Genomic DNA, 11,478 nt, shown 5'->3' with positions numbered 1-11,478 from the left:
TAATATCAAATCTTTTTGAAAATGGCGGCAGCCACGAGTCCCAAGTGGCTCCATAACGGTTCGCGGTAAATGCCCGCCCGCCACAAACCCCACAGCCGGGGCAGCAGCCAGCGGTTCCTCGCGTGCACGAACCTGTCCAGAATCAACCTGTTTTGCGGCGTAAGTGTAGCACGCCTTTGTTGCAAAGCCCGCACATGGCCATCATTACCACGCCGGAAATCACCCCGCCACACTTCCCTCACAGTACGCGAACGCAACAGGCGCGCCAGCCAATAGGCTTTCATCCCCACCAGATTGCCGCCATGCTGCCGGTAACGCAGGCATGGCATCGGGTCATAAAACACCTTGCCACCCGCACCTGCTACCAGCAAATACAACCACCAGTCATGCGCCACCACCGCAACGCCCTGACCAGCGTCCCGCAACAAGGCGCAAGCGGCGTGGTTGAACACCATCGTGTTGCCACTGGCTGGGTTTTGCGTCAGGGCGTTGGCAAAACAGGGTTGGCGGGTATTCAGCGGCGACAGGCCGGTTTCCCGGTTTTGCGCATCCACCAGCCGGGTGCGGGCGCAATACAAGGCTGGGGTGTTATCAGGCACGGTTTGTAACCAAGCCAGCGCCCTAGCAAGCTTGTCCGCATCCCATATATCGTCTTGGTCACAAAAAGCATAGTAGCTGGCCTGAATATTCACATTGCAAGCAAGGGACAGAAAATTCGCCACAAAGCCTTTCTGTGGCCCATGGACAATAGATAGGCGCTTCTCAGGCCATTTTGCCCTATACTCAGCCAGAATTGTGAGGGTATCATCTTGCGAGCCATCATCTGACGCCCAGACGCGCCAATGGGGAAACTTCTGGGCCGCAATGGAATCCATCTGAGTGTTCAGGTATTGCTGACCATTGTAGGTACAAAGCAGAATAGCCACCTCTGGACTGGCGCTTCGGTTCAAGGTAATAACTTTTCTATAACTAAACCCATGAAATATACCCTGTTCAAGCTGACCCTGTACACATTGTTGTTGTTGCTGAACCTGCTGCTGGCACATGGCGTGGCGGAAATCCTGCTGCCTGATGTTTATGCCCACCCCACCAGCAAATACCTGTGGCAAATCATGGTGTACTTGCTGATCTTTTTCTATCTGCGCCTGTTCACACGGCGCATGGTGACCACCTCGGAAACCTGGCTGATCATCAAGGGCAGCCTTATCGCCGTGGTGATCAGCTTTGCCCTGCTGTCGATGCTCAAACAGGCAGACCAGTATTCACGCCTGATTATCCTGACCTTTTTTGCCCTGAACCTGCTACTGCCGGTGTGGGTTTACTACCTGAAACGGCGTTTCCTGCAATATCACCGACTGCGCGAGCGGGTACTGCTGATTTGTGACGAGGAAGCCTGCGCCGATTCCGGCAACTGGTTATCCGCCGACAACCCGTTCGGTTTTGATGTTGGGCAGACCATCAACATCCACCACCATTCACCGGAAGGCTTGCTGGCGGCAGTGGCCAGTGCGCTGGAAAAGGAGCATTTCTTCGCCACTATCATCATGCTGGAAAACACCGGCATGGAACACATGTTCCACCTGATGGATCAAATCCAGCACAGGGTGAAACGGATACTGCTGGTTCCCAGGATGACCTCATTACCCATGTTCAATGCCGAAGTGTTCAACTCCATTAACCAGAAAGGCTTGATTTTCTTTGTCCGCAACAATTTGCTGAGCGATAGTGACCGCGCCTTCAAGCACATTTCCGATTTTGTCCTCGCGCTGGTGCTGACCATTACCCTCGCGCCCTTCCTGTTCGGCCTGTATGTCTGGGTGTGGTGGGCAACGGATGGCAAACCCATCTTCAAACAGGAACGCATCGGTCAGGATGGGAGTATTTTCAAAATTTACAAATTCCGCACCATGCGGGTTGACGCTGACGAGGAGCTGGAAAAAATCCTCGCCTCCGACCCCGACGCACGTGAAGAATGGGAACGCGACCGCAAACTCAGGAACGACCCGCGTATCACCCACATAGGCAGCTTCCTGCGCCGCACCTCGCTGGATGAATTGCCGCAGTTGGTCAACGTGCTGCGCGGGCAAATGTCGCTGGTTGGCCCCCGCCCCATTATCAAACAGGAAATTGCCGACTATGGCGAATACATTGACTATTATACCCAGGTCAGGCCGGGCATCACCGGCTTATGGCAAGTCAGCGGGCGCAATGAGCTGAGCTATGCCGAGCGCGTACAACTGGATGTCTGGTATGTACGCAACTGGTCGGTGGAAGTGGACTTGATCATCCTGACCAAAACCATCGTAGCCGTGTTGCTCAGAAAAGGCAGTTATTAACGGGCAAACCATCAAGAGACACACACTATGCAAACACTAACCTGTTTCAAGGCTTATGACATCCGGGGAAAACTGGGTGAAGAACTGAATGAAGACGTTGCCTACCGTATCGGGCGCGCCTATGGCGCGTTTGTCGGTGGCGGCAAGCAGGTCGTAGTCGGTGGCGACGTGCGCCTGACTTCTGAAACCCTGAAATTGGCACTGGCCAATGGCCTCCAGGATGCTGGCGTCAACGTCATTGACATTGGCATGACCGGCACCGAGGAAATCTATTTCGCCACCTTCCATCTGGGCGTGGACGGCGGCATCGAAGTTACCGCCAGCCACAACCCAATGGATTACAACGGCATGAAGCTGGTGCGTGAAGGCTCCAAACCGATCAGCGGTGACACTGGCTTGAAAGACATCCAGCGTATGGCGGAGGAAAACAACTTCCCGCCTGTCACTGCTCGCGGAACCCTCACCCAGCAATCCACCCTGGACGCTTACGTGCAACACCTGCTTGGTTACATCGACCTGCAAGCCATTAAACCGTTAAAACTGGTGGTAAATGCCGGTAATGGCGCGGCAGGCCACGTCGTCGACGCTATCGAAGCCGAATTCCAGCGCTTGCAGGTTCCGATCACCTTCATCAAGGTACATAACGAACCAGATGGAAGCTTCCCGCACGGCATCCCCAACCCGCTGCTGCCGGAAAACCGCGCCGACACCCGCGACGCCGTGCTGGCACACCAGGCCGATATGGGCATCGCCTGGGATGGCGACTTCGACCGCTGTTTCCTGTTTGACGAAAAAGGCGAATTCATCGAAGGCTATTACATCGTCGGCTTGCTGGCGGAAGCGTTCCTGCAACAGCACCAAGGCGCGAAAATCATCCACGACCCGCGCCTGACCTGGAATACCGTCGACGTGGTGATAGCAGCGGGCGGCGAACCGATCCAGTCCAAGACTGGCCACGCATTCATCAAGGAACGGATGCGTCTGGAAGACGCCATTTATGGCGGTGAAATGAGCGCCCACCATTACTTCCGCGACTTCGCCTACTGCGACAGTGGCATGATCCCGTGGCTGCTGGTAGCGCAACTGATGAGCGTGAAAGGGCAAACGCTGTCCTCACTGGTGGATGAGCGTATTGCCCTGTTCCCGTGCAGCGGCGAAATCAACTTCCACGTAGCCGACGTAAAAGGCTGTATTGCCGCCGTGCGCGAACATTTCGCGGCACAACAACCGTTGGTGATCGACACCACCGACGGCCTGAGCATGGAATTCACCGATTGGCGCTTCAACCTGCGCGGCTCCAACACCGAGCCGGTGCTGCGCCTGAACGTCGAATCCCGCCAGAACATGGCGCTGGTACAGGAACAGGTCGCCAACATCAGCCGATTCTTTTAAATTAGGACGTTTACCCTTTCCCGGAGCATTGGATGGCACAATACATTTACACCATGAACGGTGTCGGCAAGGTCGTACCGCCGAACCGCTTCATCCTCAAGGACATTTACCTCAACTTTTTCCCCGGCGCAAAAATCGGGGTGCTCGGCTATAACGGCGCGGGCAAATCCACCCTGCTGCGCATCATGGCGGGGATCGACACCGACATCGTCGGCGAAGCCCGCCCGCAACCCGGCATCAACATCGGCTACCTGCCGCAGGAACCGCAACTCAACCCCGACAAGGACGTGCGCGGCAATGTGGAAGAAGGCTTAAGCGTGATCAAAGATGCGCAAGCCCGGCTGGATGAAGTCTACGCCGCCTACGCCGACCCCGACGCCGATTTCGATGCGCTGGCCGCCGAACAGGCCAAGCTGGAAAACATCCTGCAAGTCGCTGATGCCCACAACCTCGAACACACGCTCGAAGTCGCCGCCGACGCCCTGCGCCTACCACCTTGGGATGCCGATGTCAGCACGCTGTCCGGTGGTGAGCGCCGCCGCGTCGCCCTGTGCCGTCTGCTGCTGTCTTCCCCCGACATGCTGATCCTCGACGAACCGACCAACCATCTGGATGCAGAATCGGTCGCCTGGCTGGAACGTTTCCTGCAAAATTTCCCCGGTACTGTCGTTGCTGTTACCCATGACCGCTACTTTCTCGACAATGTAGCGGGCTGGATTCTGGAACTCGACCGAGGGCAAGGTATCCCGTGGGAAGGCAACTACTCCTCCTGGCTGGATCAGAAAGAACGCCGTCTGGAGCAGGAAAAGAAATCCGAGCAAGGCCGCCTGAAAGCGATGAAGGAAGAGCTGGAATGGGTACGTTCCAACCCCAAAGGCCGCCAGGCCAAGAGCAAGGCGCGTATGCAGCGCTTTGAGGAACTCTCATCCAGCGACTACCAAAAGCGCGCTGAAACCAACGAAATCTACATCGCCCCCGGCCCGCGCCTCGGCGATCTGGTGATCGAAGCCAATGGCATCAGCAAATCCTTTGGCGACCGCCTGCTGTACGAAAATGTCAGTTTCAACCTACCGAAGGGCGGCATCGTCGGCATTATCGGCCCCAATGGCGCGGGCAAAACCACCCTGTTCCGCATGATTACCGGGCAGGAACAGCCGGATACAGGTGAATTCCGCGTCGGTGATACCGTCAACATTGCCTACGTCGACCAATCACGTGATGCCCTTGACCCGAACAAGACCGTATTCCAGGAAATCGCCGACGGCCACGACCTGATGAACGTGAACGGTTACACCATCCAGTCACGCGCCTATTGCGGGCGTTTCAACTTCAAGGGTGATTCCCAGCAGAAACGCATCGGGGATTTATCCGGGGGGGAACGCAACCGGGTGCATCTGGCCAAGCTGCTCAAGTCCGGTGGCAACCTGCTGCTGCTGGACGAACCCACCAACGACCTCGATGTGGAAACCCTGCGGGCGTTGGAGGAAGCGCTGCTCAACTTCCCCGGCTGCGCGGTGGTGATCTCACATGACCGCTGGTTCCTCGACCGTATCGCCACCCACATCCTTGCATTCGAGGGGGATTCACAGGTGACGTGGTTTGAGGGTAACTACAGTGATTACGAGGAGGATTACAAACGTCGCCACGGCAATGAGTTACATCCGCAACGGATCAAATACAAACGTTTGAAAGCGTGAACACTGCGGCTGGCATGGCTATTAACCCTGTCAGCCGCAGTTATGATAATCAGGAAATCAATGCACTACGTGGCCGAACCAGCCCTTTTTCAACTGGTAGCCCATGTAAGCGGGCATTTGCCCCGACGCTTCAATCGGTAATGGCACCCGTTTGGGGCCGGCATTGTCAAGGATCACCCTGGGACGCTCCAGCACCATGCGCATGACTTCATTCTCATCACCGAGGATGCGGATAGCAGCTTCAACCCCTTCCGACAAGACAGGGGGGCGACACTCCACACCGTGCGCATCGGAAGCCAGGATATGCACGACCCCATCCTCCAGCAAGCGCTGCGCACAACGGCAGGCGATGCGGCCAAACATGCCAGCTACAGCCCCCGCCGTTACCTGCAACCATGCACCCATGCGGACTGCCTCGATAAAGTCACGGTAGTTGTCTTCCAGCCACAGCAACCGCTCGGGGTGGGTAATCACAGGCACGTAACTCGCCTCCAGAATAGCTTCAATCTGCTCCAGAAAGCGTGGCACAGGAATCCGGTGGGCGGGTTCCAGCAAAAAATAACGTGAACCGTTCAAGGTTGGAATCCTGCCAGACTGCAAACCCTCCACCACATCGTGCACCATGTGCACATCCGCTCCCGCAACCAGCTGTAAGGGTATTTTTCGCGCGTCCAGCTCCGCCTGTAGCGCCTGCATGGCCGGAAAAATAGTAGAAGAGGAATTGGGGTATACCCCCGGGTAGATGTGCGGCGTACATGCCAAATGGGTAACACCATCCGCAACGGCTATCCGCGCCATTGCCAGGGAAGTCTCTAAATCCTGGGAACCATCGCAAAGCTGGGGCAATATATGGCTGTGTAAATCTATCATGAGCATCCACCCGAAATTTCCTGCGCCTGACACTGAGCCATTATATTCAGAGGCATAAGGGCGCAGCGCAAATTTCGGATCAATGGCTACCATGCTGAAAATCACTTCCTGCCGAGGCTGGCCAAAAACCACAGAAACAAAAATATTTCTCACTATAATACAGAAAATAGAATATTATCTTAACAGTAAGCTTGAAAAACGATTTGGTCAGAGGTTGCAATGAACCTGCCCACTGTAAAACAACTCCGCTATTTCGTCGCACTGGAAAGCCATGAACATTTTGGCAAGGCAGCTGAAGCCTGTTTTGTCTCACAGTCTGCCTTCAGTACGGCCATCCGGGAACTTGAAGCCACCCTGGAAGTACAACTGGTCGACCGCACCAACAAAAACGTCACCGTCACCCACATTGGCCGCCAGATCGCGGCGGAAGCCAGGCGCTGTTTGCGCGACATCGAAAACCTGGTGGAACTGGCGCGCAGCAACCACGCCCCACTAACGGGCGAGTTGCGCATCGGGGTCATCCCAACCATTGCCCCTTTCCTATTGCCTAACATACTTCCACCCTTGCGGATACAATTTCCGCAGTTGCGCCTGTATCTGAATGAAGACATCACCCAACGCATCTATGAAAAACTCATGGATGGCGAACTGGATCTGATCATTCTTGCCTTGCCTTACGCCCTGCGCAGCGTCGAAGTCATGCCGCTATTCCCTGACAAGTTTTTGCTGGCTTGCCGGGAAGACACCCAACACACCCGCCCACGCCGCTACATGTTTGACAGCCTGGCACCGGAAAGCATCCTGCTGCTGGAGGATGGCCACTGCCTGCGCGACCACACCTTGTCGGCCTGCCATTTACAGGATATGGACAAAATCAGCCGTTTTACCGCCAGCAGCCTGCTGACCCTGGTGCAAATGGTGGATTCGGATTTGGGCATCACCTATCTGCCGGAAATGGTGAAGGGTTCAACCTTGTTAGCAGGCACTAAAGTCAAGATTTGGCCCCTACCGGAAGAAAGCTACCGCGAAATCGGCCTCGCTTGGCGGCGTGGCAGCGCCCGTGAAACGGAGTTCACGCAATTGGGGGAATTTATCAGAACGACCTGGCAAACCTTGCTCGCTACCGTCTAAACAACACAGCATTCCGCTTGTCGGCCTTTCCTGATAAGCAATCTCCACTAATCGGGTTTATGCTTCTACCGAGCTGAGATTCCGAGCCAACCCCGCCATTTTTTACTACATTGTTCTCAATAATACGGTACAACCACCAAACCCCGAGAACAATATGATGCTTACACTATCCTTGATGACGAGCCTGTTCGTAACCTGGATTGCGCTCCGTGTACTCAAGCCTGTCGCTGCCCGCGCCTGTCTGCTGGACTTGCCATCTGGCAGGAAACAGCATACTGGAGCTGTCCCTTTAATCGGCGGCATATCCATCTTCCTGGGTATTGCCAGTGCAATCATGGTCAATTACCCGACGGATACATCCGTCACGACCTGGTTGCTCTGCGCATTGGGTATTGTCCTGCTGGGTGTAGGGGATGACGCGGAAGACCTTTCCGTCAAATTGCGCATTGCCATGCAAATCCTCCTGACCCTGGCGCTTTGCATCGGCACTGGCTTGTCGCTGGATCATCTCGGCAACCTGCTGGGGCCGGGTAACATTGACCTGGGAATAGCGAGCTACCCGTTCACCATCATCATCGTGCTGGGCATCATCAATGCCTTCAACATGATTGACGGCATTGATGGCCTGCTCGGCTCAGTCACCATGGGCACATTGCTTAGCCTGGTCATGCTCTTCAACCTTCCTGCCCATGCTGCCGAGTTGACCATTTGCTCAGTCTTTATTGCCGCCCTAATCCCTTACCTACTCAACAATCTGGTGCTTCCGCCATTCAAGCAGAAAATCTTCATGGGTGATGCAGGCTCCATGCTGATTGGCCTGAGCATCAGCTGGTTACTGATCGAAGGCACACAAGACCCGAGCACGCCAGCGTTCCGCCCTGTCACAGCCTTGTGGCTGATCGCCCTGCCGATCATGGACATGGTGCGCGTCATCCTGCAACGCTTGCGTGAAGGTAAATCTCCCTTTGCCGCTGGCCGCGACCATTTGCACCATCTGCTGCTCAACAGTGGCTTGGGCAAAGGGGCAACCCTCATCGCCATGAGCCTCCTGGCTTTTGCGCTGGCAGCGGTTGGGGTTATAAGCGAACGGATGCAAATCAGTGAAAGCGAGATGTTCTACGGCTTCCTGCTCACGTTCCTGGCCTACCTGTTAGTGTTGGCTCCCCTCGCCAAAGCTGAAAAAGACTGCCTTATCCGTTGGCTGGAAGAAAAATCATTCACCCAAACTGCGCGGAAGATTCTTGCAAGATACGGAAGTAATTAACAAATGGCGGCGTTTGCCCAGGCCGCAAACGCATTGACCGCTCCTCAAAATACGGGGGGGCGGTTTCGTCCGTGTAAACCCTGAGCTGCATCCGGTACAAAGGCTGCTGGCTGGCATCCAGAAAAGCACCGCCGAAATCCGGTTGCACATACGCCCCTTCCGACTCTTCCCGCTTCTGGATATAGGCGTCAACCTTAGCCGCATCCCCCTCCGCCAGTAGTAACAGGGTTTGGCGTGGCGCCAACATCGGGTTGATACCGGCAGCGCCGGAGTTGACCGTCAAGAGACGGGTCAACGACTGGTAAAGCTGCGGCGCCATGCCCATCACCTGCTGTAACTCTTCAATGCGTTCAAACGGGGCATCCTTGGCACCGAAAGGCAAGCCTTCACTTTCATAATCCTTGTCCTCCGCCCCATGCAGGCGGCTCAGGTCATCCACATCACGGAAATCTTCCAGCCTGTCCAGCATCTGCTCGTTGTCTTCATCACTCAAACCAGCCTGCTTGAGAATTTCCTGCAACAAGGGGCGGCTGGCGTAATTGATGTCGATCAGGCCATTTTCACCCACCACGCGGATTTCTACCCTTGCCCCCTCGTAATTCCACATTAGCGGCGCGCCCCCAAGCTGGAGGTCACGATCCTTGGGGTTGGGGATGAAAAGTTGCATCACCGCGTAATGGGCGGCGGCATCGGCAATGGCGCGGGCGATCGCGGTACGGCGGGCATAGTCCACCATACTGGTTTCTGTGCGGGTGGCGTAAACCAGGCTGGCGGCCAGGGTCATCATCACCATGATCATCCACAGCACCACGATCATGGCTACGCCTTGCTGTTTTTTACCTTCCATAATCACTCACCTGCGGCAAATCAATCAGCATTTCCGGCCAAACCCGCCCTGTATCTGCCAGCGACAGTTTCAACATTTGTGGGTAAAGCGGCATCTCTTCCCAGGCGGATTCCCACTCCGGGTCTTTGCCTGCTTCTTCCGCCCCAAAATATTCAAAGGAGGCATCTTTCAGGCCATCGAACACCAGCACTGGCTCAGCATCCTCGAAAGCCTCATCCCAACTCAACTCGGGGCGGTAGGGCGCATACAGCATTTCCAGCGCCTTGCCATGTTTGCCACTGACAATATCCAGCTCAATCAGGAAGACGCCACCCTGATGCTGCAAGGGTTGCAACGGGGCTGCATAACGCAGCGAAGTATCCGTACCCTCAAACGCATACACCTTAGCACCATCCTCCCCGGTGATTTTTACCACCATCGCCTGACTCAACTGGCGGCGCAGGAAATCGGTAATCAGGCGCATGTCTTCGGTCTTGTTGATGCGGGTATCGGCAGCATCCCAGCCACGCCCAATGGTACTGAAGGCCGCAAACAGCGCCAGGAACAGCAGCGAAACCAGCGTGAACGAAATCAGCATTTCAAGCAGGGTAAAACCGCGCTGGTTCATTTTTTTTCCCCAAAACGCAGCGAAGACAAGTGGAATTCACGCGGCTTTTCGCCCGTTTTCCAGCTCACCACCACCTCCACGCGGTAAAGCTGCGAGGGAATGGGGATCTCTTCCTGCTTCTCCAGCAGTTCGACCGGCTGCATGGTGACTTCCCAGCGGTAGCCGGAACCTTGTTCCTCACCGCTGACGCTGCCCTCTTCCACCGGCACTTCATTACCAACAGCCGCCAACCGCGATTCGGCCACCTGCACGGCAAAACTGTATTCATCCGACAGCGCCACGCCACGCATGGAAGAGCCAAACAGTTGCAGGATAACGCCCACGACCAGCCCCATGACCACAAACGCAACCAGCACCTCCAGGAGAGAAAAACCTTTACTGGACACTGACACGCCCCGTCACCCATTCGACATTGACCTTGTAGGTCTGCTGGTTGTAGGTCAGCTCCACCGAACCGCCAGTAGAACTGCCATCAGGAAAGAAGCGGATGCCGCCCTGGTCGGCGGAATTCACTTCTGAAGAAGTTGTGTTGATTTTGGCCGTGATACCGGCACTGAAAGTACGCTCGGAATTGGGTTCCCCACCCTCAATCCAGAAGTGCTTGTCCTTGATATTCATTTTCCACAGGGCTGGCTGCTGACGCATGACAGCCATGGCGCGGGCATGGCGCAGACTGGCGGCAACCTCACGGCTGCTCTTGCGCAATACCGGCCCTTCGGAAAGGGATGTGGCGACCACGCCCATCAGCAAGCCACCGATGACCAGCACGATCAGGACTTCAAGCAGGGTAAAGCCTGTGTTTTTACCCCCTCTCCCCTTGAAGGAGAGGGGGTGGGGTGAGGGGTTCTGTAACTCACTGTTTCCACAAAGTAATATCTGCATCTTCACCTTCGCCACCGGCAGCACCATCAGCACCGAAGGAACTCAGGTCATACGGCTGACCATTGCCACCAGGACGCTTGTACTGGTAGTCGTTGTTCCACGGGTCTTTGGGCACTTCGCCTTTTTTCAGATAAGGGCCATTCCAGCCACGCGCGCTGGATGGCTGGGAAACCAGCGCCTTGAGGCCATCCGCCGAGGTCGGGTAACTGCCGACTTCCAGGCGGTACATGTCCAGCGCTGCGCTGATATTTTCAATCTGCACCTTGGCGGATTGGGTTTTGCCCTTGCCGAGGTATTTCATGGCTTGCGGGCCGACAATCCCGGCAATCAGGCCGAGGATCACCAGCACGATCATCAGTTCGATCAGGCTGAAGCCACGTTGTGTGTGTGACACTACTGTATTTTGGGGTTTGCGTTGCATTGGATAACTCCTTGTTATTAGCTATTTTCAG

Annotated in this window: 12 protein-coding genes; 5 read left to right on the top strand and 7 right to left on the bottom strand. The window is 55.6% G+C overall.

Annotated elements, in window-relative coordinates; translation table 11 throughout:
* Window positions 1-5: 5 nt before the first annotated feature.
* Entirely contained in the window at window positions 6-1,046 is a 1,041-nt protein-coding gene (locus THINI_RS17420) for a glycosyltransferase family 2 protein (RefSeq protein ID WP_154724446.1), read from the bottom strand.
* Between THINI_RS17420 and THINI_RS23685 the strand changes: the two genes are divergently transcribed.
* Genes THINI_RS23685 through ettA form a run of 3 tightly spaced genes read left to right on the top strand, consistent with a single transcriptional unit; the run spans window position 978 to window position 5,425 of the window.
* Entirely contained in the window at window positions 978-2,336 is a 1,359-nt protein-coding gene (locus tag THINI_RS23685) for an exopolysaccharide biosynthesis polyprenyl glycosylphosphotransferase (RefSeq protein WP_002709862.1), read from the top strand. The two genes, THINI_RS17420 and THINI_RS23685, sit on opposite strands and share 69 nt — an antisense overlap.
* A 27-nt stretch (window positions 2,337-2,363) precedes the next feature.
* Window positions 2,364-3,728 (top strand): phosphomannomutase CpsG, encoded by a 1,365-nt coding sequence (gene cpsG / locus THINI_RS17410; RefSeq protein ID WP_002709861.1) that lies wholly within the window; start codon window positions 2,364-2,366, stop codon window positions 3,726-3,728.
* A gap of 32 nt (window positions 3,729-3,760) precedes the next feature.
* Complete coding sequence (gene ettA / locus THINI_RS17405; protein ID WP_002709860.1) at window positions 3,761-5,425, top strand: energy-dependent translational throttle protein EttA; 1,665 nt, start codon at window positions 3,761-3,763, stop codon at window positions 5,423-5,425.
* A 57-nt stretch (window positions 5,426-5,482) separates the two neighbouring features.
* Here the strand turns inward: ettA and THINI_RS17400 are convergent, their stop codons facing one another.
* Window positions 5,483-6,295, bottom strand: a complete 813-nt coding sequence (locus THINI_RS17400) for a tyrosine-protein phosphatase (RefSeq protein ID WP_040841037.1) — start codon at window positions 6,293-6,295, stop codon at window positions 5,483-5,485.
* A 219-nt stretch (window positions 6,296-6,514) separates the two neighbouring features.
* On the opposite strand from THINI_RS17400, the gene THINI_RS17395 reads away from it, so the two are divergent.
* Window positions 6,515-7,426 carry a hydrogen peroxide-inducible genes activator gene (locus tag THINI_RS17395; protein WP_002709858.1) on the top strand — a complete coding sequence of 304 codons (912 nt, stop codon included), beginning with the start codon at window positions 6,515-6,517 and terminating at the stop codon, window positions 7,424-7,426.
* 154 nt (window positions 7,427-7,580) lie between these two features.
* The gene (wecA, locus tag THINI_RS17390) at window positions 7,581-8,690 is read left to right on the top strand and encodes a UDP-N-acetylglucosamine--undecaprenyl-phosphate N-acetylglucosaminephosphotransferase (protein WP_002709857.1); all 1,110 of its coding nucleotides are present in this window, start codon (window positions 7,581-7,583) and stop codon (window positions 8,688-8,690) included.
* On the opposite strand, the gene THINI_RS17385 is transcribed toward wecA, so the two are convergent.
* Genes THINI_RS17385 through gspG form a run of 5 tightly spaced genes read right to left on the bottom strand, consistent with a single transcriptional unit; the run spans window position 8,644 to window position 11,447 of the window.
* The gene (locus THINI_RS17385; protein ID WP_002709856.1) at window positions 8,644-9,537 is read right to left on the bottom strand and encodes a type II secretion system minor pseudopilin; all 894 of its coding nucleotides are present in this window, start codon (window positions 9,535-9,537) and stop codon (window positions 8,644-8,646) included. The genes wecA and THINI_RS17385 overlap by 47 nt on opposite strands.
* A complete protein-coding gene (locus THINI_RS17380) occupies window positions 9,527-10,144 on the bottom strand; it encodes a prepilin-type N-terminal cleavage/methylation domain-containing protein (protein WP_002709855.1) in 618 nt (205 codons plus the stop codon). Before THINI_RS17380 ends, THINI_RS17385 begins: the two co-directional genes overlap by 11 nt.
* Window positions 10,141-10,536, bottom strand: coding sequence for a type II secretion system minor pseudopilin GspI (gene gspI, locus THINI_RS17375; RefSeq protein WP_002709854.1), 396 nt, complete (start codon window positions 10,534-10,536; stop codon window positions 10,141-10,143). Before gspI ends, THINI_RS17380 begins: the two co-directional genes overlap by 4 nt.
* Window positions 10,520-11,026 carry a GspH/FimT family pseudopilin gene (locus tag THINI_RS17370; protein ID WP_154724445.1) on the bottom strand — a complete coding sequence of 169 codons (507 nt, stop codon included), beginning with the start codon at window positions 11,024-11,026 and terminating at the stop codon, window positions 10,520-10,522. The genes gspI and THINI_RS17370 overlap by 17 nt, the downstream gene beginning before the upstream one ends.
* Window positions 10,998-11,447 carry a type II secretion system major pseudopilin GspG gene (gene gspG / locus THINI_RS17365; RefSeq protein WP_002709852.1) on the bottom strand — a complete coding sequence of 150 codons (450 nt, stop codon included), beginning with the start codon at window positions 11,445-11,447 and terminating at the stop codon, window positions 10,998-11,000. Before gspG ends, THINI_RS17370 begins: the two co-directional genes overlap by 29 nt.
* Between the last annotated feature and the right edge of the window lie 31 nt (window positions 11,448-11,478).

It is taken from the genome of Thiothrix nivea DSM 5205, from assembly GCF_000260135.1.
Classification (GTDB): domain Bacteria; phylum Pseudomonadota; class Gammaproteobacteria; order Thiotrichales; family Thiotrichaceae; genus Thiothrix; species Thiothrix nivea.
This window is presented reverse-complemented; position numbering and strand designations above follow the sequence as displayed.